23 protein-coding genes are annotated in these 20996 nt (G+C 69.3%); 14 read left to right on the top strand and 9 right to left on the bottom strand.

All coding sequences use genetic code 11. The annotated features are described in order from the left end of the window. Window positions 1-208: 208 nt before the first annotated feature. The 8 genes from ACV7NO_RS03955 (at window position 209) to ACV7NO_RS03920 (ending at window position 7545) form a co-directional block, all read left to right on the top strand. Window positions 209-1210: a PhoH family protein gene (locus ACV7NO_RS03955; protein ID WP_463404720.1), complete on the top strand. Its 1002-nt coding sequence runs from the start codon at window positions 209-211 to the stop codon at window positions 1208-1210. Window positions 1211-1258: 48 nt separating this feature from the next. After that, a complete protein-coding gene (locus ACV7NO_RS03950; RefSeq protein WP_463404719.1) occupies window positions 1259-1507 on the top strand; it encodes a type II toxin-antitoxin system VapB family antitoxin in 249 nt (82 codons plus the stop codon). Next, the gene (locus ACV7NO_RS03945; protein ID WP_463404718.1) at window positions 1504-1902 is read left to right on the top strand and encodes a type II toxin-antitoxin system VapC family toxin; all 399 of its coding nucleotides are present in this window, start codon (window positions 1504-1506) and stop codon (window positions 1900-1902) included. The genes ACV7NO_RS03950 and ACV7NO_RS03945 overlap by 4 nt, the downstream gene beginning before the upstream one ends. Beyond that, a complete protein-coding gene (gene ybeY, locus ACV7NO_RS03940; protein ID WP_463404717.1) occupies window positions 1899-2408 on the top strand; it encodes an rRNA maturation RNase YbeY in 510 nt (169 codons plus the stop codon). Before ACV7NO_RS03945 ends, ybeY begins: the two co-directional genes overlap by 4 nt. 1 nt (window position 2409) lies before the next feature. Continuing rightward, window positions 2410-3318, top strand: a complete 909-nt coding sequence (locus ACV7NO_RS03935; RefSeq protein ID WP_463404716.1) for a hemolysin family protein — start codon at window positions 2410-2412, stop codon at window positions 3316-3318. Between the two features lie 65 nt (window positions 3319-3383). Next, window positions 3384-3722 carry a hypothetical protein gene (locus ACV7NO_RS03930; RefSeq protein ID WP_463404715.1) on the top strand — a complete coding sequence of 113 codons (339 nt, stop codon included), beginning with the start codon at window positions 3384-3386 and terminating at the stop codon, window positions 3720-3722. Window positions 3723-3863: 141 nt separating this feature from the next. Then, entirely contained in the window at window positions 3864-6095 is a 2232-nt protein-coding gene (katG, locus tag ACV7NO_RS03925) for a catalase/peroxidase HPI (RefSeq protein ID WP_463404714.1), read from the top strand. 121 nt (window positions 6096-6216) lie between these two features. Beyond that, on the top strand, window positions 6217-7545 hold the full coding sequence (locus tag ACV7NO_RS03920) for a PQQ-dependent sugar dehydrogenase (protein WP_463404713.1): 1329 nt from the start codon (window positions 6217-6219) through the stop codon (window positions 7543-7545). A 159-nt stretch (window positions 7546-7704) separates the two neighbouring features. Here the strand turns inward: ACV7NO_RS03920 and metK are convergent, their stop codons facing one another. Beyond that, the gene (metK, locus tag ACV7NO_RS03915) at window positions 7705-8925 is read right to left on the bottom strand and encodes a methionine adenosyltransferase (protein ID WP_463404712.1); all 1221 of its coding nucleotides are present in this window, start codon (window positions 8923-8925) and stop codon (window positions 7705-7707) included. 58 nt (window positions 8926-8983) lie between these two features. Beyond that, window positions 8984-10513 (bottom strand): apolipoprotein N-acyltransferase, encoded by a 1530-nt coding sequence (gene lnt / locus ACV7NO_RS03910; RefSeq protein WP_463407275.1) that lies wholly within the window; start codon window positions 10511-10513, stop codon window positions 8984-8986. A gap of 245 nt (window positions 10514-10758) precedes the next feature. On the opposite strand from lnt, the gene ACV7NO_RS03905 reads away from it, so the two are divergent. Both ACV7NO_RS03905 and ACV7NO_RS03900 read left to right on the top strand, forming a co-directional pair. Beyond that, window positions 10759-11190: a VOC family protein gene (locus ACV7NO_RS03905; protein WP_463404711.1), complete on the top strand. Its 432-nt coding sequence runs from the start codon at window positions 10759-10761 to the stop codon at window positions 11188-11190. After that, entirely contained in the window at window positions 11187-11492 is a 306-nt protein-coding gene (locus ACV7NO_RS03900; RefSeq protein WP_463404710.1) for a polyhydroxyalkanoic acid system family protein, read from the top strand. The genes ACV7NO_RS03905 and ACV7NO_RS03900 overlap by 4 nt, the downstream gene beginning before the upstream one ends. Before the next feature lie 97 nt (window positions 11493-11589). Here ACV7NO_RS03900 and aguB read toward each other — a convergent pair whose 3' ends face one another. The 6 genes from aguB to ACV7NO_RS03870 form a co-directional block, all read right to left on the bottom strand. Beyond that, complete coding sequence (gene aguB / locus ACV7NO_RS03895; RefSeq protein WP_463404709.1) at window positions 11590-12441, bottom strand: N-carbamoylputrescine amidase; 852 nt, start codon at window positions 12439-12441, stop codon at window positions 11590-11592. Window positions 12442-12449: 8 nt separating this feature from the next. After that, entirely contained in the window at window positions 12450-12800 is a 351-nt protein-coding gene (locus ACV7NO_RS03890) for a DUF3147 family protein (RefSeq protein ID WP_463407274.1), read from the bottom strand. Window positions 12801-12802: 2 nt separating this feature from the next. Beyond that, window positions 12803-13768 carry an agmatine deiminase family protein gene (locus ACV7NO_RS03885; protein WP_463404708.1) on the bottom strand — a complete coding sequence of 322 codons (966 nt, stop codon included), beginning with the start codon at window positions 13766-13768 and terminating at the stop codon, window positions 12803-12805. Window positions 13769-13958: 190 nt separating this feature from the next. Then, window positions 13959-14573, bottom strand: a complete 615-nt coding sequence (gene rpsD, locus ACV7NO_RS03880) for a 30S ribosomal protein S4 (protein WP_463404707.1) — start codon at window positions 14571-14573, stop codon at window positions 13959-13961. 180 nt (window positions 14574-14753) lie between these two features. Beyond that, the gene (locus ACV7NO_RS03875; protein WP_463404706.1) at window positions 14754-14996 is read right to left on the bottom strand and encodes a hypothetical protein; all 243 of its coding nucleotides are present in this window, start codon (window positions 14994-14996) and stop codon (window positions 14754-14756) included. 83 nt (window positions 14997-15079) lie between these two features. Continuing rightward, complete coding sequence (locus ACV7NO_RS03870; RefSeq protein WP_463404705.1) at window positions 15080-15388, bottom strand: hypothetical protein; 309 nt, start codon at window positions 15386-15388, stop codon at window positions 15080-15082. Here ACV7NO_RS03870 and ACV7NO_RS03865 point away from each other — a divergent pair. The 3 genes from ACV7NO_RS03865 to ACV7NO_RS03855 all read left to right on the top strand — a co-directional run bounded on the left by ACV7NO_RS03865 (window position 15387) and on the right by ACV7NO_RS03855 (window position 19374). Then, a complete protein-coding gene (locus tag ACV7NO_RS03865; protein ID WP_463404704.1) occupies window positions 15387-15698 on the top strand; it encodes a chorismate mutase in 312 nt (103 codons plus the stop codon). The genes ACV7NO_RS03870 and ACV7NO_RS03865 overlap by 2 nt on opposite strands. Before the next feature lie 143 nt (window positions 15699-15841). Further along, window positions 15842-18334 (top strand): DegT/DnrJ/EryC1/StrS family aminotransferase, encoded by a 2493-nt coding sequence (locus ACV7NO_RS03860; protein WP_463404703.1) that lies wholly within the window; start codon window positions 15842-15844, stop codon window positions 18332-18334. 2 nt (window positions 18335-18336) lie between these two features. Next, entirely contained in the window at window positions 18337-19374 is a 1038-nt protein-coding gene (locus tag ACV7NO_RS03855) for a glycosyltransferase family 2 protein (protein ID WP_463404702.1), read from the top strand. Between the two features lie 39 nt (window positions 19375-19413). Here ACV7NO_RS03855 and ACV7NO_RS03850 read toward each other — a convergent pair whose 3' ends face one another. Next, window positions 19414-20106 carry a murein L,D-transpeptidase catalytic domain family protein gene (locus ACV7NO_RS03850; RefSeq protein ID WP_463404701.1) on the bottom strand — a complete coding sequence of 231 codons (693 nt, stop codon included), beginning with the start codon at window positions 20104-20106 and terminating at the stop codon, window positions 19414-19416. Window positions 20107-20329: 223 nt separating this feature from the next. Between ACV7NO_RS03850 and ACV7NO_RS03845 the strand changes: the two genes are divergently transcribed. Continuing rightward, window positions 20330-20938, top strand: a complete 609-nt coding sequence (locus ACV7NO_RS03845) for a L,D-transpeptidase family protein (RefSeq protein WP_463404700.1) — start codon at window positions 20330-20332, stop codon at window positions 20936-20938. Window positions 20939-20996 lie beyond the last annotated feature (58 nt).

The raw sequence follows: 20996 nt of genomic DNA, 5'->3' as shown, positions 1-20996 counted from the left end.
CCCTCCCGTACGCGGGATGACAGACACTGCGACATTCGCGCAACGGTTCGTCGCATCCCCGCGTGCCCGTGCGATTGCCCCTGTGAATCGCCCGCCGCCGATGCCACATTCGGCCCTGGATGACAGACGCCGCCCCTCGCGCGTTCCTGCCGCGGCCCCGCCGCCACCGCAGCCGCGTCGCGATCCTCCACGCCAGCGAAAGGATTGCATGAGCCGCAAGCCCGTCCCCGCCCAGACCGGTCAACGCGCCCGCGTCGAGGTCCTGTTCGACAAGCCGCAGCTGCTGAGCACGCTGTTCGGCCAGTACGACCAGCATCTGGTCGCGCTCGAGAACCGGCTGGGAGTCTATATCACCGCGCGCGGCAACCGCGTCGGGCTGGAGGGGACGACCGAGCAGGTCGCGCTCGCGCGGGACGTCCTCCAGGATCTCTACAAGCGGCTCCAGCGCGGCGAGGAGATCGACAACGGCCTCGTCGACGCCTCGATCGCGATGGCGGCCGAGCCGATGCTGTCGGGGATCATGAGCGCAGAGCCAGGCGACCGCGCGCCCGCGATCATGATCCGCACGCGCAAGAAGACGATCGTCCCGCGTACCGCCGCGCAGGCGCACTACATGCGCGAGCTGACGACGCACGACATGATCTTCGCGCTGGGCCCCGCAGGCACCGGCAAGACCTATATCGCGGTCGCGCAGGCGGTCGCGCAGCTCATCACGGGCAGCGTCCAGCGGCTGATCCTGTCGCGCCCCGCGGTCGAGGCGGGGGAGAAGCTGGGCTTCCTGCCCGGCGACATGAAGGAGAAGGTCGACCCCTATCTGCGCCCGCTCTACGATGCGCTCCACGACTGCCTGCCCGCCGAGCAGGTCGAGCGGCGGATCGCGAGCGGCGAGATCGAGATCGCGCCGATCGCTTTCATGCGCGGCCGCACGCTGGCCGACGCGTTCGTCATCCTCGACGAGGCGCAGAACACCACGCCCGCGCAGATGAAGATGTTCCTGACGCGGTTCGGCCAGAACAGCCGGATGGTGATCTGCGGCGACCCGAACCAGACCGACCTGCCCGGCGGCGTGAAGTCGTCGGGGCTGGCGGACGCGACCGGGCGGCTCGACGGGATCGAGGGCATCTCGATGTGCCGCTTCACTGCTGCCGACGTCGTGCGCCATCCGATCGTCGGGCGGATCGTGGAGGCGTATGAGGGGGTCGATGCTTGACCGACCGGGATATCCCCGGTAAATTTCAGGGATATCCCGGAGGCTGTGATGGCGTCTCTTTACGTCAAGGACGACGAAACCAACGCACTGGCGACCAAGCTCGCAGACCGGCGCGGCATATCGAAGACCGCCGCGGTCAAACTCGCGCTCGAACGCGAACTCGCGCGTGACGAGGTCGTGACCCCCCTGCGCGAACGAATGATCGCCTGGCGCAAGGCGCATCCGCTCGGCGAACCGACGGGGCTTCTGGCTGACAAGGCCTTCTACGACTCGCTGAACGACGAGGAGGACGATTGACCCTCTTCGTCGATGCATCGGCGATCGTCGCGATCGTCTATGGCGAGCCTGAGGCCGACGATTTCGCCGATACGATCGAGCTGCATAATGATCGCCGCTACTGCGCCATCGGCGCGTGGGAAGCGGCGCAGGCGATCGCGCGACTGCGCAAAATCGGCCTGAAGGACGCTGCGGCTGCGGTTACGAGCTTCGCGATCGAGGCAGGATTGCACATCGTCCCCATCGGCGATGCCGAAGCCCGGGAGGCCATCGCCGCGCATGCGCGCTACGGCAGGGGCACCGGGCACCTCGCGCGGCTCAACATGGGCGACTGCTTCGCCTATGCCTGTGCGAAGACGCATGATGCGCGATTGCTCTACAAGGGCGACGATTTCTCGCATACGGATATGGCATGATCGAGATCGCGCTCCTCCACGAAGCCCCCTGGCCCGCGCACGACTGGGAAGCGCTCGCCACCCGCGCCGCGACCGCGGCGATCGCGCGCACGCCGCACGGTGATCTGTTGACCACCCCCGCGCTGATCGAGCTGTCGGTGCGGCTCACCACCGACGACGAGGTCCACGCGCTCAACCGCCAGTATCGCGGCAAGGACAAGCCGACCAACGTGCTGTCCTTCCCGATGATCCAGCCGGACCTGATCGCCACCGTCACACAGAACAGCGACGACGGCGAGGTGCTGCTGGGCGACATCGTTCTGGCGCACGGCGTGTGCGAGCGCGAGGCGGCGGAACGCGGCGTGCCGATCGCGGATCATGCCACGCATCTGGTGGTGCACGGCACGCTCCATCTGCTAGGCTATGACCATATGACCGACGACGAGGGGGATGCGATGGAGGCGATCGAGCGCGAGGCGCTCGGCGATCTCGGCATCGCGGACCCCTACGCCATCAGCGAGGATTGACGTGTCCGAGGACCGAAGTAGCGCCGCGAACGGCGGCGACTCCAACGAAAGCGGCATCTGGCGCGGCTTGAAGTCGCTGATCTTCGGCGACCAGGGCGAGGAGCGGCTGCGCGACCAGCTCGAGGACGCGATCGACCGGCACGAGGGCGATCCCGCCCCCGACGCCAAGGGCGACCTGACCCCGCTCGAACGCCAGATGGTGCGCAACCTGCTCCATTTCGGCGAGCGTGACGCGGGCGACGTGGGTGTGCCGCGCGCGGACATCGTTGCGGTCGACGAACGCACGACCTTCGCCGACCTCGTCGCCACCTTCGCGGAGGCCGGGCACAGCCGCCTGCCGATCTACCGCGAGAAGCTCGATACGATCGTCGGCATGGTCCATGTGAAGGACGTGTTCGCGATCCTCGCGCGCGGGGCGCCGCATCCCGAAGACTGGTCCGCGCTGATCCGCGAACCGCTCTACGTCCCGATGTCGCGCGGCGCGCTCGACCTGCTGGCAGACATGCGCGCCAGCCACGTCCACCTCGCGGTGGTGCTCGACGAATATTCGGGGACCGAGGGGCTCGTCACGATCGAGGACCTGATCGAGGAGATCACCGGCGACATCGAGGACGAGCATGACGACACCCCCGTCCTGCAACTCGTACCGCTCGACGGCGGCGCGTGGGAGGCCGATGCCCGCGTCGAGCTGGAGGACATGGGCGAGGCGGTCGACCCGCGGCTGGCGGAGGCCGACAGCGACGTCGACACGATCGGCGGGCTCACCGCTGTCCTCGCGGGCCGCGTACCCGAGGCAGGTGAGTGCATCCTCCATCCCAGCGGCTGGCGGATCGAGGTGATCGACGCCGACGAACGCCGCATCAACCGTCTGCGCCTGCACCCCCCGATCCCCGAACCCGAAGAAGCCTGACCCGGCAAGCTGCGGTTCAGGCGTCCGCCGCGAACCTGTGCGCGGGGACGACAAGGGAGACGGCCATGCGGCTGGGATCGATCGCGACGGGGCTGGTGCTGGCGACGACGGCGGGGGCCGCATCGGCGCAGGGGTGGAGCAGCTACAACGGCCCGTCCGCGGCCGGGCCAGGAATCGGGCCGCAGGTCGGCAAGATCGACGCGACGATTCGCGACGGCCGGCGCAGTGACCAATTGTCCCGCCGCGACGCACGGGCGCTGCGCCGCGAGAACCGGCAGATCGGCATGCTCGCGGATCGCTATGCGGCGGGCGGACTGTCCGACGCAGAACGCGCCGAACTCCAGACCCGCACTGAGGTGATGCGCGCCACGGTGAATGCGAAGCGATCGCAGGCCCGTCGTTGAGCGCGGCTGCCGGTCGGTTCCAGCCGGCCGCTCGCCGCATAAATCACCCGATCGATCACTGCCGACGATCCAATTCATTTCGCCGATCACCGTGACTGTGGCATTCCATCCGCCAAGCAGTCACGCGATTGGAGAGAGCCGATGAACGCCGAAGCCCAGTGCCCGATGCATGGCGGGAAGATGGAGGGCGGGAAGATGGACGGCGCCGCCGTCCTGTTCGAGATGACGAACCGCACCTGGTGGCCCAACCAGCTCGACATCTCGGTGCTCCACCAGAACCCGCCCGCGGGCGATCCGATGGACCCCGATTTCGACTATGCCGAGGCATTCAAGACCCTCGATCTTGCCGCGGTGAAGGCGGACATCTTCGCGCTGATGACGGACTCGCAGGAGTGGTGGCCCGCCGATTTCGGCCATTACGGTCCGCTCTTCATCCGCATGGCGTGGCACAGCGCGGGCACCTATCGCATCGGCGACGGTCGTGGCGGCGCGGGCGCGGGCCAGCAGCGGTTCGCGCCGCTGAACAGCTGGCCGGACAACGCCAATCTCGACAAGGCGCGGATGCTGCTGTGGCCGGTCAAGCAGAAGTACGGGCGCAGCCTCAGCTGGGCCGACCTGCTCGTCCTGACGGGCAATTGCGCGCTCGAATCGATGGGCTTCGAGACCGCGGGCTTCGCGGGCGGGCGCGTCGACGTGTGGGAGCCCGCGACCGACGTGAACTGGGGCGCGGAGCGCGAATGGCTCGCCGACGAGCGCTACAGCGGCGACCGCAATCTCGCGCACCCGCTCGCCGCGGTCCAGATGGGCCTCATCTACGTCAATCCCGAGGGCCCCAACGGCAACCCCGATCCGCTCGGCTCCGCACGCGATATCCGCGAGACGTTCGGCCGCATGGCGATGAACGACGAAGAGACCGTCGCGCTGATCGCGGGCGGCCACACCTTCGGCAAGACGCACGGCGCGGCGGTGCCCGACCAGTATATCGGCCCGGAGCCCGAGGGCGCGGGCATCGAGATGCAGGGCCTGGGCTGGGCCAACAGCTTCGGCAAGGGCAATGCGGGCGACACGATCACCAGCGGGCTCGAGGTCACCTGGACGCAGGAGCCGACGAAGTGGACCAACCTCTACTTCAAGAACCTGTTCGAGCATGAGTGGGAGCTGACGACGAGCCCGGCGGGCGCACAGCAGTGGGTCGCCAAGGATGCGGCGGAAGACGTGCCCGACGCGCATGACGCGACGAAGACGCATCGCCCGACGATGCTGACGTCGGACCTCGCGCTGCGCGTCGACCCGGCCTATGAAGCGATCTCGCGGCGGTTCTACGAAGACCACACCGCGTTCGCCAAGGCGTTCGCGGAGGCATGGTACAAGCTGACGCACCGCGACATGGGGCCCTACCCGCTGCTGCTCGGGCCCGAGGTTCCGGCCGAGCCGCGGATCTGGCAGGATCCGGTCCCCGCCGCCGAGGGTGCGCCGCTGGGCGACGCCGATATCGCCGCACTCAAGACGAAGATCCTCGAGTCCGGGCTGTCGACGGCGCGGCTGGTGAAGACGGCGTTCGCGTCCGCCTCCACCTTCCGCGGCACCGACAAGCGCGGCGGCGCGAACGGCGCACGCATCCGCCTCGCGCCGCAGAAGGACTGGGCGGTCAACGAGCCCGCCGAACTGGCGCAGGCGCTGGCGACGCTGGAGGGCATCCAGCGCGACGTTGCGACCGGCGGCACGCGCGTGTCGCTCGCCGACCTGATCGTGCTGGGCGGCAGCGCGGCGATCGAGGCGGCGGCGAAGAAGGCCGGCCACGACGTGACCGTGCCGTTCGTACCGGGCCGCACCGATGCGTCGGCGGAGCAGACCGATGCCGAGTCGTTCGCGCCGCTCGAGCCGCGCACCGACGCGTTCCGCAACTATGTCGGCGAGACCTCGGTCTATTCGGCGGAGGAGCTGATGGTCGATCGTGCGCACCTGATGGGGCTGACCGCGCCCGAGATGACGGTGCTGCTCGGCGGGCTCCGCGTGCTGGGCGCCAACCATGGCGACTCGGATCTGGGCGTGTTCACCGATCGCCCGGGGACGCTCTCGAACGACTTCTTCCGCAATCTGCTGACCACCAGCTTCACCGCGAAGTGGGAAGCGACCGCGGACGGCGTGTTCGAGGCGCGCGACCGCCGCACCGGCGAGGCGACGTGGAAGGGCAGCCGCGTCGACCTGATCTTCGGTTCCAACTCGCAGCTGCGCGCGCTGGCGGAGGCCTATGCGACCGACGATGCGGAGGGCGCGTTCGTCGCCGCATTCGTCAAGGCGTGGGTGAAGGTGATGAACGCCGACCGGTTCGACGTGCCGGCGGTCTCCGCCCCGCGCGAAGCGGTCGCGTAACGCGCCATCCCAAGGGAGAGGAATTGGGGCCGCGGCGGAAACGCCGCGGCCCTTTTCGTTCGTACACACGCCCCCACCAATCCGATTGCGCGCGACACCCCCGCGCCGTAGTTTCCTCCCCATGCGCAAACACATCCTCATCGTCGTGGCCCTGCTCGCCGCCGTCGCGGTCGCGATCGTCGCGTGGTTCGCCTGGCCCGATACCGCCAGGCTCGACATCGCGCAGGTGCAGGGCGCACGCCCCGCGATCACGGCGCCGCGCGAGCAGATCATCCCCACCGTCAAGGTGGCCGATGCGATCGGCTGGCCGGACCGGATGAAGCCGCAGGCGGCGCCGGGGCTGGTGGTCCAGCCGTTCGCGACCGGGCTCGATCATCCGCGCTGGCTCTATCGCCTGCCCAACGGCGACGTGCTGGTCGCGGAGGCCAATTCGCCGCCGCGCGAGGGCGGCGGAATCCAGGGCTGGGTGATGGGTAAGCTGATGGCGAAGGCGGGCGCAGGTGTGCCGTCCGCCGACCGGATCACGCTGCTGCGCGACGCGAACGGCGACGGCGTGGCGGAGACGAGGACGGTGTTCATGACCGGACTGCACTCGCCCACGGGCATGGCGCTGCTCGACGGCCAGCTCTATATCGCGAACACCGACGCGCTGGTCCGCGTGCCCTACGCGGACGGCATGACGAAGGTGACCGCGAAGCCCGAGCCGGTGGTCAAGCTCAACGGCGGCGGCAATCACTGGGCGCGCACCCTGATCCCCGCCCCCGATGGCCGCACGCTGTACGTCGGCGTCGGCTCCGCCTCCAACATCGCCGAGGGCGGGCTGGATGCGGAACGCTACCGCGCGAACATCCTCCAGGTCTGGCCGAAGGAGAAGACCTTCCGCATCTTCGCCGCCGGCTTGCGCAACCCGCAGGGCATGGCGATCGAGCCGCAGTCGAAGCGGTTGTGGACCGTCGTCAACGAGCGCGACATGCTCGGTTCCGATCTCGCGCCCGATTACCTGACCGCGGTCGAGCTGGGCGACCATTTCGGTTGGCCGTGGTATTACTGGGGCGGCTATCCCGACGCGCGCGTCGAGCCCGCCAACCCCGCGCTCCAGGAATATTCGAAGCGTCCCGACTATGCGCTGGGGCCGCACGTCGCCGCGCTGGGGCTGACCTTCGCCGCCGACGCGAAGCTGGGCGCGCGCTTCGCCAACGGCGCGTTCGTCGGCGAGCACGGCTCGTGGAACCGCAAGCCGGTGTCGGGCTACAAGGTCGTGTTCGTGCCGTTCGCCGCGAACGGCTTTCCGGTGAAGGGCGCCAAGCCGATCGACGTGCTCGGCGGGTTCCTCGATGCCGAGGGCGCGGCGATGGGGCGTCCCGTCGCGGTCGTCACCGACAAGGCCGGTGCGCTGCTGGTCGCGGACGATGTGGGGAACCGCGTGTGGCGGGTGTCCGCGGCGCGGTAGCGAACGCCCGCATTCGTCATCCCGGCGAAAGCTGGGATCTCTGTCGGCCGGGGTGCTCAGACTGCAAGAGACCCCAGCCTTCGCCGGGGACGCAATGAAAAAGGCCCGCTCTCCCGATGTGGGAGAGCGGGCCTTTGTCCCGGACAAAAAAGCCGGACCTTACGCCGCGACCGCCGCCTTCAGCGCGTCGACCAGGTCGGTCTTCTCCCAAGTGAACAGGTCGCCCTCGGGCTCACGCCCAAAATGGCCGTACGCCGCGGTCTTCGCATAGATCGGCGCGTTGAGCTTCAGATGCTCGCGGATGCCCTTCGGCGTCAGGCGGACGAGCTGCGGCAGCACCGCCTCCAGCCTGGCCTCGTCCACCGTCCCGGTGCCGTGCGTATCGACATAGACCGACAGCGGCTCCGCGATCCCGATCGCATAGCTCAGCTGGATCGTGACGCGGCGCGCGAGCCCTGCTGCGACGACGTTCTTCGCCAGATAGCGCGCGACATAGGCGGCCGAGCGATCGACCTTCGTCGGATCCTTGCCCGAAAACGCGCCGCCGCCGTGCGGGGCCGCGCCGCCATAGGTGTCGACGATGATCTTGCGCCCCGTCACGCCCGCGTCGCCGTCCGGCCCGCCGATCTCGAACTGGCCGGTCGGGTTGATGTAGATCGCGGTCGCGTCGCTGATGAAGCCGTCGGGCAGCACGTCCTTGAACACGCCCATCACATAGTCGCGCAGCACCGCGTATTTGGCGGCGTCGGCGTTGTCGCCCTTCTCGCAATAGCCCGGCGCATGCTGGGTCGACACGACGAGTGCGGTCGCAGCGACGGGCACCTCGTTCTCGTACTGCAGCGTCACCTGGCTCTTGGCGTCGGGCTCCAGGAACGGCGCCTTGCCCGAATGGCGATCGGCCGCCATCGTCTCGAGGATCTTGTGGCTGTAATAGAGCGTGGCGGGCATCAGCCCCGGCGTCTCGTCGGTGGCGTAGCCGAACATGATGCCCTGGTCGCCCGCGCCCTCGTCCTTGTTGCCGCTTTCGTCGACACCCATCGCGATGTGGGCGGACTGGCCGTGGAGGTTGTTCTCGAAACGGAACGTCTCCCAATGGAAACCCGACTGCGCATAGCCGATCCGCTTCACCGTCGCGCGCACCGCCGCCTCGATCTCGTCGAGCACGCCCGGCGCCCACTCGCCATCCTCATAGATGCCCTTGCCGCGGATCTCGCCCGCCAGCACCACCAACTGCGTCGTCGTCAGCGTCTCGCACGCGATCCGCGCCTGCGGGTCCTTGGCCAGGAACAGGTCGACGACGGTGTCGCTGATCTGGTCGGCGACCTTGTCGGGATGCCCCTCGGAAACCGATTCGGAGGTGAAGAGGAAAGAGCTACGCATGGGGCCTCTTTGCTTTGCGACGCCCGCAAGCGCCATATAAGGAAATCTTTATATGTCCCTAGCGGACTCGACGCCGCAGGGCAACGGCCATCGCTGCAAGCACCAGCGCCACCACGCCCGCCATGACGTTGCCGAACCGCGAGAACAAGGTCGGCGGGGCGGCGGGGGGGATCGGCAGCTCGATCGCGCCCGCGCGCTCGTGCGGCACGGTGGCGAGCAGCGTGCCGTCGGCGGCGATGATCGCGGAGATGCCCGTCGGCGTCGACCGCACGATCGGCAAACCCTCCTCGATCGCGCGCATCCGTGCCTGCGCGAGGAACTGCGGCGAGCCCCATTTGCCGAACCAGGCGTCGTTCGACGGGTTGAACACCAGCCGCGGCCGCGCCTTGGGATCGACGATGCGGCCCGAGAAGATCACCTCGTAGCACACCTGCACCCCGATCGCGCCGAAGCCGGGGATGGAAAGCGTGCGCGGGCCCGGCCCGGGGCTGAAATCCATGTCGCCGGGCACCAGTCGCGCGAGCCCCAGCGGCTTCAGCAGCCAGGGCATGGGCAGATATTCGCCATAGGGGACGAGATGCGCCTTGTCGTAGCGCCCGAAGATCCGCCCGTCCGAATCGATGGCCAGCACCGAGTTCGCAGCGCTCGCGACCTCGCCGGCGGCATCGAACGCGAGCGTGTCGGCGCTCGTCATCAGCACGTCGCCGGGGCGAAGCGCCGCGGCGATGCGTCCGCGCGTCCAGACGGGCGGACGGTCGCGGTAGATCCACGCGGGGTAGCCATCCTCCAGGAAGTCGCGCAGCAGCCCCTCGGGCCACAGCACCAGCCGGGGCCGGCCTGCGGGGTGGCGGGTGCCCCGGATCAGCGTCGCGAGCGCCTGCTCGCCGCCGTCCTCGGCGCGTACTTCGTTGCCGATATCGGGCTGCACCACACGCACCAGCGGCGCGTTCGGATCGGCGGGAAGCGGCGGCGCGAACCCGCCGAGTGCCACGCGTCCGGCCGCGACCACCGCGATCACCGCCGCCGGCTTCCAGTCGCGCCGCACGACCAGCAGCAGCAGCGCCCCGCTCGCCAGCACCGTCAGCCCCGACAGCGCATAGGTCCCGATCGCCGCCGCCATTCGCGCGATATCCGGCACCGCGATCCAGATCACGCTCAGCGGGTCCCACGCATAGCCCGACAGCAATACGCTGCGCAGCCATTCGCCTGCGATCCACGCCGCTGCGAACGCGGCGACATAGGCGAGATCGACCGCCCGCCCGCGCAGCCGCCACGCGAGCCCCGCGGCGATCATGGGATAGAGGCCCAGTACCAGCGCCAGCGCGACCGGCGCCGCATAGCCGAGCACCGGGGGCATCTTGTCCTGGAAGTCGAACGCGTGCTGGAACCAGTTGTCGTTGATCGTGAAATGCCCGACCCCGAACGCCCAGCCGCGCCACAGCGCCGCCTTCGCGGTCGGCGCGTCGTGGACGATCGCCATCCATGCCGCGAAGCACGCCAGCGTCAGCGGCCAAAGCTCCAGCGGCGCGAACCCGCATGCCGCCGCGGCCCCTAGCAGGAGCGCGACGAGCGCGGGATAGCGGCGGATGATGTGCACGGTGATCGGCCTTCTGTTCGTCGCGTCGGGCGGCCCGACATTCTACGGCTCCCGGGGCGCCGCCTGTTCAGGCTCTTGCCGTGCGAAGGGCATGCGAACAAGGCGATGGGTTATGGCTGGCCCCGATTGTGCCTCCGCGAAGGCGGGGTCCGAACTGAATCCCCGCCTTCGCGGGAATACAACGACGCCAACGCTCCGATAGTGACGCCCATGCAAACCCGGTGTATCACGCCGCCATGACACTCCGCCCCTTCCACCTCGCCTTCCCGGTCCACGATCTCGCCGCTGCGCGCGCCTTCTACGCGGGCGTGCTGGGGTGTACCGAGGGGCGCTCGAGCGACCACTGGATCGATTTCGACCTGATGGGCCACCAGATCGTCGCGCATCTCGACGACGGCGCGACCGCGTACGAGATTCACACCGCGGTCGACGGACACGCGGTGCCGGTGCCGCATTTCGGCGTCGTCCTGACGATGCCCGACTGGCAGGCGCTGGCCGCGCGCGTCGAGGCGGCGGGCGTCGCGTTCGGGATCGCGCCTCACGTCCGCTTCAAGGGCCTGCCGGGCGAACAGGCGACGATGTTCTTTCGCGATCCCAGCGGCAACGCGCTCGAGTTCAAGGCGTTTGCCGACGACACGATGCTGTTCGCGACGGAGATGCCCGCATGACGACGCCCCCCATCGAAATCGACATCCCCCACAAGCTCGGCCGCGCCGCGGCGAAGGAGCGGATCTCGACCAGCTTCGGCAAGCTCGCCGACTTCATCCCCGGCGGCGCGGTGACCGAGCATCGCTGGACCGGCGACACGCTCGACTTCACCGTCGAGGGGCTCGGCCAGCGCGTGTCGGCGAAGCTCGACGTGCAGGACGCGGCCGTCCATGCGACGTTCGTGCTGCCCCCCTTCATGGCATTGTTCGCGGACAGGATTCGCGCGAAACTGCAGCGCGAGGCGCCCAAGCTGCTCGAATAGGTGCCTGCTCCCTGCCGTTCGTTTCGAGCGAAATCGAGAAACGCCGATCGCACGCAACGCTTCTCGATTTCGCTCGAAGCAAACGGAAAAATCGGGCTCAGACGTCCTGCACCAGCCGCCCGTACAGATCGGGCCGCCGATCGCGGAAGAACCCGAACGCCGCGCGGTGCCGTCGCACGATATCGAGATCGATCGTCGCGGTGATGACCCCCTCGTCCTCGCGCCCCAGCTCGGCAAGGATATCCCCGCGCTCGTCCGCGATGAAGCTGGTGCCGTAGAAGGTCTGTCCGTGTTCCACGCCGACGCGGTTGGCCGCGACGATCGGCACCACGTTCGACACCGCATGCCCCACCATCGCGCGCCGCCACAGCCGCGCGGTATCGAGCGAGGTGTCGTGCGGCTCGCTGCCGATCGCGGTGGGGTAGAACAGCACCTCCGCGCCCATCAGCATCATCGCGCGCGCGGTTTCGGGATACCATTGGTCCCAGCAGACGCCGACGCCCAGCGTGGTGCGATCCGGACCCTTCCACACCTTGAATCCGGTGTTTCCGGGGCGGAAATAGAATTTTTCCTCATAGCCCGGGCCGTCGGGGATATGGCTCTTGCGATAGATCCCCGCGATCTCGCCATCGGGGCCGATCATCGCCAGCGAGTTGTAGTGGTGCGGGCCGTCCGTCTCGAAGAAGCTGGTCGGGATCCACACCTTCAGCGCCTCGGCCAGCGCCTGCATCGCCAGCACCGCCTTGTGCTCGCCCGCGGGCGCGGCGTTCGCGAACAGCGCCTCGTCCTCGACGCGACAGAAATACTCGCCCTCGAACAGTTCTGGCGGCAGGATCACCTGCGCGCCCTTCGCATGCGCCTCGCGGACGAGCCGCGATACATTGGCGATGTTGCGATCGATGTTGGGCGTGAAGCCGAGCTGGAGCGCGGCGACGGTGATGGCGGTCATGTCGGTTCCTAGAGGACGACGCCGAAGCGCGCGGCGATGAGGACGGTGACGAGATAGAGCGCGATCGTCAGCGCGCAACCGGCGGCGAGCGCGGGCCAGAACCCGATGCCGTGGCGCAGCAGGGCCGGGATCAGCGCGAACATCGGCAGCGAGGGCAGGACGTACCACAAGGTCGCCCCCGCATGCGCCGCCAGCCGCTCTGGATCGCGCGTATCGTGCCACAGCCAGATCATTCCCAGCACCGACACCAGCGGCAGCGCCGCGACGAGCGCGCCCGCCGCGGGACTGCGCCGCGCGATCAGCGCGACCGCGGCGACGATCACCCCCGACACCGCGGCGCGCATCGCGAACGCCGCGATCGTCACCCCGGGATCTGCTGCGAGATGCAGTGGAAGCTCCCGCCCCCCGTCAGGATCGCGTCCGCGCGCAGGCCCACGACCTGCCGATCGGGGAACAGCGCCGCGAACTCCTTCACCGCGATGTCGTCGTCGGGCGCGCCGTACAACGGCACCACCACCGCGGCGTTGCCGATATAGAAGTTCATGTAGCTCGCGGGCACGATCTCCTCGTCGCGCAGGATCCGGCCCGGCGACGGGACGGGCACCACCGTGACGCCCTGCGCGCGCGCCCGGTCGGCGGCGTGCTGGTAGACCTGCCAGTTGGGGTCGTTGTCCGCCGCGACCGGGATCGCGAGGCGCCCCGCGCCGATGAACCGCGCGAGGTTGTCGACATGCCCGTCGGTATGGTCGTTGACCAGCCCGTCGCCCAGCCAGATCACGCGGTCGTAGCCGAGATCGCCGTGCAGCCGCGCCTCGATATCCGCGCGCGACAGGCCCGGATTGCGATTGGGATTGAGCAGGCATTGCTCGGTCGTGACGACCAGCCCCGTGCCGTCGCCGTCGATCGCGCCGCCTTCCAGCACCCAGTCGCACGGCACGATCGTCTTGCCGCGCTTGCGCGCCAGCCGTGCGCCTATATCGTCGTCACCGGGCAGGTCGTATTTCCCGCCCCAGCCGTTGAATCCGAAATCGCGCACCGTGCCGTCGCCGGTCACGATCGCGGCGGTGTCGCGCAGCCAGATGTCGCCGAACGGCTCGATCACCACCTCCGCGAACGGCGCCGCGCGGGTCGCCGCCGCACCCGCCTCGTCGTCGGCGGCGACCAGCAGCACCCGCTCGCCGCGCCCGCCGGCATGCACCGCGGCGGCGAACGCGGTCACCTCGTCGCGCGCCTGGTCGAGGTCGTCCTGCCAAAGCTCGGGATGGCTCGGAAAGCCGATCCACACCGCCTTGTGGCGCGCCCATTCGGCGGGAGGGGTCCTGGTCACGTCGCGTCGCTCCTGTGCGGTATGCCGGCTGCCAGATACCGATCATCGTCCGGTGTCGCCAGAGCCTGCAACGAGAAAGGGCGGCTCCTCGCGGAACCGCCCTTCTTGTCTCAAGCCGCGTCCCGGCAAAGCCGTGACGTCGACCGTCGCATCGGCGACGTCGGCCGGTCGAGGAATTTTCTTCTGCGTTTTAACGCGAGTAGAATTCCACGACCAGATTCGGCTCCATCTTCACCGGATACGGCACCTCGTCGAGCGACGGCACGCGGGTGAAGGTAACCTTGGCCGCACCGTCGGGCGCGACATAGTCGGGGATCTCGCGCTCGGCGAGCTGCTGCGCCTCGAGCACCAGCGCCATTTCCTTGGCCTTGGTGCCAAGCGTGATCTCGTCGCCGACGAAGCAGCGACGCGACGCGATGTTGCACTTGGTGCCGTTGACGCGGACGTGGCCGTGGCTGACCAGCTGGCGCGCGGCCCACACGGTCGGCGCGAACTTGGCGCGATACACGATCATGTCGAGACGCTGCTCGAGCAGGCCGATCAGGTTCTGGCCGGTGTCGCCCTTCATGCGCGCCGCCTCGATGTAGCACGCACGGAACTGCTTCTCGGTCACGTCGCCATAATAGCCCTTGAGCTTCTGCTTGGCGCGCAGCTGGATGCCGAAATCGCTGACCTTGCCCTTGCGGCGCTGGCCGTGCTGGCCGGGGCCGTATTCGCGCTTGTTGACCGGCGACTTGGGGCGGCCCCAGATATTCTCGCCGAGACGACGATCGAGCTTGTACTTGGCGCTATGGCGCTTCGACATCAGATATTCCTTGGCAAATGCGAACGACGATGGTCCCGGTATCGCGCTGCTTGCTCGGGACGGACCGTGGACGCGTCACAAGGGCAGGCCACCTGCTTCACCGGGGTGCAGGGGCATTGCGAAGCGGCGCGCCTAGCGAACCGGGCGCCGCGGGTCAAGTCGTCAGGCCGGCCGGGGCGGTCAGGGGAAACCGGTTTCGGTCGCCGGCCCCTGCGCCGCGCGCGACCGAAGCTGGCCGTTCGTCTGCATCCGCTCGATCCGCGCCATCCGCTCGCGCTCGGTCCATTCCGCCTTGGTCATGCAGACGCGGTTGCGGCTGACACGGGTTCCCGTCTTCTGCTCGGTGCGACAGATCTTCGCATCCGGGTCGGCGGCGCCGGGATCCGCCCCGGCCAGCAGCAGCAGCGCAAAGGTCGCGATCATCGTCGAATCTCCCGTATATCCCGATAATTGACCACGAATGGCGTCGCAGGACAATATGTCCCTGCCCGCAAACCCGGGCGCGATCAGGGACCGCCCGAGATCGCGGTGTTGCGCCGCTCGCGGTCCTGCAACAGGTCGCGCGCCGCCTTTTCCCGCGCTTCCCATTCCGCCGCGGTCAGGCAGATCCTGCGCGCGCCGAGCCGGGATCCGGTCACGCCCTCGGTCCGGCAGACCGGCTTGGGCTTGGGCGCATCGTCGGTGGGGACGACGAGCATCAGGATCGCGAACGGCAACATCGGCAGGGCTCCGGCAGGGTCATGGCGCAGGCTACGCTGCAACCCCGTCGTCTCGCAACTGGACTTCGCCGCACTTCCCCGCCATTTCGCGGCCATGCCCGACGCGATCCTCCCCGGCCCCGCCTGTTCCACGATGATCGAGGTCCGCGTCGGCGTCGACCAGGTCGATCGCGAGCTGGTCGCGCTGCTCGTCCGCCGGTTCGCGTATATGGACGCCGCCGCGCGCATCAAACCGGAGCGGAGCGCGGTGCGCGACGAGGCGCGCAAGCGCGAGGTGATCGACAACGCGGTCGCCGCCGCCACGGCCGCGGGGCTTCCGGCGGAAGCGATCGCAGCGTTGTGGGACCAGCTGGTCGAGGCGTCGATCGCGTACGAGCTCGATCGGTTCGACGCGACGCGGGGGTGAGGTAGCGAACTTCGCCCGCTGCGCCGTCAGACGCGGCGAAGCCGCGCCTTTCGGCGCGCTTTCGTCGCGCTGGCCGGCCGAGCGGCATTGCCACCCGGCTTGGGTAACGGCTCCTTAGGCACCGCTGTTGCATGACGGCGCGCATGAAACCGCTGCCGCTCATCAACCCGCAACCCCCACGCCTGTCGACGATGGCCGACGCGCTCGCCCGCGTCGAGGAGTCGGGCGTGTTCAGCAACAACGGCCCCGAAGCCCGCGCGTTCGAGGCGGAGGCGACCGCACAGCTGTTCGACGGCAAGGGCGCCTGCCTGCCCGTCGCCAACGCGACGCTGGGGCTGATGATCGCGATCCGCGAGGCCGCACGCGAGCCCGTGCCCGCGGGTGCGCTCGCGCTGATGCCCGCGATGACGTTCGCCGCGACCGCGCAGGCGGCGCACTGGGCGGGCCTCACCCCCCTCATCTGCGACATCGATCCCGAGACGTGGGAGGCCGCGCCGCATGCGGAGGAACGCCTGCTCGCCGAACATGCGGGCAAGGTGTCGGTCATCGTGCCCTACGCCACCTTCGGCCACGCGATCGATCTCGAGCGCTACGCCTGGCTCGCGCGCAAGCACGATGTCGGCGTCGTCGTCGATGCCGCCGCCTCGCTCGGCACGCGCGACTGGGACGGCGTCGGCTTCGGGAGCGACGCGCCGTTCGCGGTCGTCTTCTCGATGCACGCGACCAAGACGTTCGCGGTGGCGGAAGGCGGCCTGATCCATTCGGGCGACGTCGATCTGATCGAGCGGCTGCGCTGCATGGCCAATTTCGGCTTCACCGGCACGCGCAGTGCGACGCTGCCCGGGCTCAACGCGAAGCTGAGCGAGATCACCGCGGTGCAGGCGCGCGAGAAGCTCAAGACGTTCGACACCGTGTGCGAAGGCCGCCGCATCGTCGAGCTCGAATATCGCGCTTCGCTCGGCGGGCGCTACCAGCTCCAGCCGGTCCCGGTCGGGTTCCAGGCGATGCAGTTCATGCCGCTGCTGCTTCCCGCCGATCTCGCGCATCGCCGCGACGCGATCGCCGCCGCGATGGCCGCCGACGGAGTCGGCACCGGCCGCTATTTCAGCCCGCATCTGGGCGAGCAGCCGTGGATCCGCGACAACGCGATCGTCGACGCCACCCCCGTCGCCGACGCGATCGGCGCGCGCGTGCTGTCGCTGCCGATCACCGACGACATGCTCCCCGCCGATGCGCGCCGCGTCGTCGGTGCGCTCGACCGCGCCTGCGCCGCCGAGCGCAAGGCCCCCGCGATGATCCGCGACCACCCCGTCGCGCAGACGCTGATCGTCGGCGGCGGCCCCGCGGGCACCGCGATGCTGACCGCGGCGAGCAAGACCGGCGCGCTCCCCGCGCTGATCCGCGCCGGGCTGGTGCTGGTCGAGCGCGACGAGGCGATCGGCGGCGGGCGGCTCGGTCGCTATGCGATCACCAGCGATTCGACCGCGCAGACCTTCCTCACCTCGGTGCGCGACAATCCCGAACCCTCGCTCGCGTCGCTGTCGCGCCACCCCGCCGCGCTAGCCGTCGCGCGTCACGAAGGCGCGCTGGGCGTCCCGCTCGTCGAGGTCGGTCCGCTGCTCCGCGCGACCGGGGACCGGCTCGCGGAGATCGTCCGCGAGCATGGCGGCGAGGTGATGACCGCGCACGAGGCCGTGGCCGCGCGCCGCGGCGCCGACGGCCTGTGGCGCACCACCGTCCGCCGCCGCAGCGACGGACACGAAGTGGAACGCGTCTCGCGCAACCTCGTCGTCGCGACCGGCGGGCACCAGCCGATCGACCGGCTCGCCGCGCAGCAGGTCGCGGGCGCGGGACTCGTCGCAATGGCGGGTGACCGCCTGCTCCAGTCCGACGACGTCCTGTCGGTCGGCGGGTTCGAAAAGGTCGCCGACCTGCTCGCGGCGAGGCGCGCGCCGAAGATCGCGGTGATCGGCGGATCGACCAGCGCGCTGACGACGATCGCACTGCTGCTCAAGGGCCGCCCCGCGCTCCCGCTTGGCGCCGGCGCGATCACCCTGCTCCACCGCCGCCCGCTGCGTCCCTTCTACCCCTCGGTCGAGGCCGCACAGGCCGAGGGCTTCACCGATTTCGGCCCCGACGACATCTGCCCCGTCTCGGGTTTCGTCTATCGTCTCGCGGGCTTCCGGCTCGAGGCGCGCGACCTCGTCGTCCGCATGCTCGGGATCGACGGTCGCGCGCCCGATCCGCGCGTCGCCACGCACCGGATCGCGGGTGATGACGCGCACGCCCGCGCAGTGATCGCGGACGCCGATCTCGTCATCGCCGCGCTCGGCTATCGCCCCCATGCGCTGCCGGTCGAGCAGGCCGACGGCACCCGGATGGCGCTCGCCGCGCATTCGGGCAAGCCGATGGTCGACGCACATTGCCGCGTCCTCGACGCCACGGGCGCGCCGGTCCCCGGGCTCTACGGGATCGGGCTCGCCGCGGGGTTCGTGCCGTGGGGGCGGCTGGGCGGCGAATCGAGCTTCTCGGGGCAGGCCAACGGCCTGTGGCTGTGGCAGAACGACGTCGGCACGATGATCGTCGACCAGCTGATGGGCGTCGCCGCCGATACCAAGCACATCCGCGCGGCGTGACCATGCCCACCGTCAGCGTCGTCATGGCCGCCTATAACGGCGCCACGCTGGTCGAGGCGACGCTCGCCTCGCTCGCTACGCAGACGCTGACCGACTGGGAAGCGATCGTCGTCGACGACAAGTCCCCCGACGACACGCTCGCAGTGCTCCGCGCGTGGCCAGACGCGCGCGTCCGCGTGATCGCCGCCGACGTCAATGGCGGCCCCGTCCGCGCGCGCAACCGCGCCTTCGCCGAGGCGCGCGGGCGCTATATCGCCGGGCTCGACCAGGACGACCTGTGCGCGCCCGACCGGTTCGCGCGGCAGGTGGCGTATCTCGATGCACACCCCGACACCGTCCTGCTCGGCACGCAGGCGACATTGCTCGAGGACGGCCGCACCGGCCCCTCTCAGTACGCACCCGTCACCACGCCTACACTGATCGAATGGCTGCTGCGGATCGAGAACCCGATCGTCTGGTCCTCGACGATGATCCGCGGCGACGTCGCACGCACGCTCGATCCGTTCACCCGGCCCGAGATTCTCTACGCCGAGGACTTCGACCTCTACCACCGCCTCGTCCCGCTCGGCCGGATCGCGCGGCTCGACGAGGCGCTGCTCCAGTACCGCGTCCACGCCGGCGGCGCGTCGCAGCGCTTCACCGACAGGATGGCCGAAAGCGCCGCGATCGTGCTGACGGGCGCCTATGCGCCGCTGTTCGGGGACGAGGCGCCCGCGCTCGCCGCGCTCGTCGTCCGCCACCTGATGCTCCGCCACGCCGTACCCGATGCGGCGGCGCTGTCCCGGCTGGCGGATACGCTCACCGCGCTCCAGCGGCATTTCCTCGCCACCACCGCCTGCACCGACGAGGACGTTCGCCTGATCCGCTGGGAAACCGCGCGCCGCTGGGCCGGCGTCACCCGCGCGGGGCTGCGCTCGGGCACGATCACGCTGGGAGACGCGATCGCCGCGCGGCGCACGCATCTCGGGCTTGGCCATGCCGGGTTCGAAGACCTCGCGCTGTCGCGCGCGATCGGTGCGGTCCGAAGGCTGGCGTCGTAAGGCGGATTCGAAGGCGCCGTCGCCCCGGATGACGCCAGCTCACACCTTCGCCGCGTAGATCATCCGTCCCGGGCCCAGCCGTGCGAACACCTGCGCCAGATCGCCCTCGCCCACCGCGAAGCATCCCTGGCTGCGCCCGAGCATCCCGCGCGTGGCGATCATGTCCTTGTTCGCATACCAGGCCGCATGAACGACGATCGCGCGCGGCAGCGCGTTGCAATTGGTCTGGTCCAGCCCCACCAACCGCTGGGACTGGCCGTGCTTGCCGACATAATAGTCGGAGGCGAGAAAGGCGCCCTCGCACGAGGCGTTCGATCCGAAGTCGTTCGAAAAGCGCTTCAGCCAGCCGCTGTGCGCGGGATCGGAGCCGCTGCCATGCGCGACGAGCAGCGACGTGCTGCGCCCGCTCGCCAGGTCGACGAAGTGAAAGCGCGGCTGCGACGACGGCGCCGCGAAGTCCGCGATCGCGATCCGGTCGCGCACCGCGATCCGGCCGTCGTGCTTCTGGAGCGCGGCGAGCGCGCGCCGGAGCAGTTCGGGCCGCACAACGCGCGACGAAACGATCGGCGCCGCCGGAATTCGCGCCGCCGCGGGCACGGGTGCGGGCGACGGGTTCGGGATCCGGATCTCGCGCGCCGACAGCAGGTCGGGCACCAGCAGCGATCCCGCCAGTACGGCACCGGTCTTCAGAAACGCGCGACGCGCATGCGTCGCATCGAAATGCTCGTTCACTAGGTTCCCCACGAAAGCCCGTTGTTCCCGCTCGCCATCGATATAGCATCGGTCGGGTTAAAATTCCGCAACGTTTCTAGGGTGTTGCGGCACAAGGCCGGGGGCTTCGCCGCGAAAAACAATCCATTGGTCGAAGTCAATATCGAATTGGCACTGCATGGCGATTCGTTCGTTGATGTGTCCTTGCCGCCATGTGACCGCGGCGTGTCCAGGGAAGAGTGCCATGACCAACCGCCTGCTGATCCCGTTGCTCGCCGCCGCCTGCGTCGTTGCCGCGCCAGCCCAGGCGCGATCGTCGGACGATCTCGCGACCTCCGCGTCGGCCACCGTCGCGCTCGCCGAGGCCGCTGCGACCCTGCGCCCCGGGCGCTATCTGTGGGAGGACGACGCCGCGCTGGGCCCCGTCTCGGTCGTGATCTCGATCCCCGACCAGCGCGCCTATGTCTATCGCGGCCAGACGCTGGTGGCGGCGTCGGCGGTCTCGACCGGACGCGAGGGGAACGAGACGCCGGTCGGCAGCTTCACCATTCTCCAGAAGGAAGCGGTGCATCATTCGAATCTCTACGATTCGGCGCCGATGCCGTTCATGCAGCGGCTGACTTGGGACGGCGTCGCGCTTCATGCCGGGCGCAATCCCGGCTACCCCGATTCGCACGGCTGCATCCGCCTGCCCGCCGCCTTCGCCAAGAAGCTGTTCGACGCGACCAAGCTCGGGGCGCAGGTGACGGTCACCGACATACCCGTGACGGGCGATTACACCCCCGAACCTTTCGTGCCCGATGCCGAACTGACCCAGCAGGCGAACCGCGAAGCGATGATGGCCTCGCGCTGAAAACTTTGCCGGTCTGCGCGCTGATGCGGGGTGCGGAGCCCTGGGGCGTATCGATCGT

The organism is Sphingomonas sp. Ell38C01, assembly GCF_055231975.1.
The sequence above is the reverse complement of the archived record's forward strand: the minus strand, read 5'-3'. Positions and strand labels throughout refer to the sequence as shown.

Excerpts from the sequence above, each read along its gene's own strand:
- ACV7NO_RS03955 (WP_463404720.1), top strand. The coding sequence starts at position 209 with ATGAGCCGCAAGCCCGTCCCCGCCCAGACCGGTCAACGCGCCCGCGTC.
- ACV7NO_RS03950 (WP_463404719.1), top strand. The coding sequence starts at position 1,259 with ATGGCGTCTCTTTACGTCAAGGACGACGAAACCAACGCACTGGCGACC.
- ybeY (WP_463404717.1), top strand. The coding sequence starts at position 1,899 with ATGATCGAGATCGCGCTCCTCCACGAAGCCCCCTGGCCCGCGCACGAC.
- ACV7NO_RS03930 (WP_463404715.1), top strand. The coding sequence starts at position 3,384 with ATGCGGCTGGGATCGATCGCGACGGGGCTGGTGCTGGCGACGACGGCG.
- katG (WP_463404714.1), top strand. The coding sequence starts at position 3,864 with ATGAACGCCGAAGCCCAGTGCCCGATGCATGGCGGGAAGATGGAGGGC.
- ACV7NO_RS03920 (WP_463404713.1), top strand. The coding sequence starts at position 6,217 with ATGCGCAAACACATCCTCATCGTCGTGGCCCTGCTCGCCGCCGTCGCG.
- metK (WP_463404712.1), bottom strand. The coding sequence starts at position 8,925 with ATGCGTAGCTCTTTCCTCTTCACCTCCGAATCGGTTTCCGAGGGGCAT.
- ACV7NO_RS03905 (WP_463404711.1), top strand. The coding sequence starts at position 10,759 with ATGACACTCCGCCCCTTCCACCTCGCCTTCCCGGTCCACGATCTCGCC.
- ACV7NO_RS03900 (WP_463404710.1), top strand. The coding sequence starts at position 11,187 with ATGACGACGCCCCCCATCGAAATCGACATCCCCCACAAGCTCGGCCGC.
- aguB (WP_463404709.1), bottom strand. The coding sequence starts at position 12,441 with ATGACCGCCATCACCGTCGCCGCGCTCCAGCTCGGCTTCACGCCCAAC.
- rpsD (WP_463404707.1), bottom strand. The coding sequence starts at position 14,573 with ATGTCGAAGCGCCATAGCGCCAAGTACAAGCTCGATCGTCGTCTCGGC.
- ACV7NO_RS03875 (WP_463404706.1), bottom strand. The coding sequence starts at position 14,996 with ATGATCGCGACCTTTGCGCTGCTGCTGCTGGCCGGGGCGGATCCCGGC.
- ACV7NO_RS03865 (WP_463404704.1), top strand. The coding sequence starts at position 15,387 with ATGCCCGACGCGATCCTCCCCGGCCCCGCCTGTTCCACGATGATCGAG.
- ACV7NO_RS03870 (WP_463404705.1), bottom strand. The coding sequence starts at position 15,388 with ATGGCCGCGAAATGGCGGGGAAGTGCGGCGAAGTCCAGTTGCGAGACG.
- ACV7NO_RS03860 (WP_463404703.1), top strand. The coding sequence starts at position 15,842 with ATGAAACCGCTGCCGCTCATCAACCCGCAACCCCCACGCCTGTCGACG.
- ACV7NO_RS03855 (WP_463404702.1), top strand. The coding sequence starts at position 18,337 with ATGCCCACCGTCAGCGTCGTCATGGCCGCCTATAACGGCGCCACGCTG.
- ACV7NO_RS03845 (WP_463404700.1), top strand. The coding sequence starts at position 20,330 with ATGACCAACCGCCTGCTGATCCCGTTGCTCGCCGCCGCCTGCGTCGTT.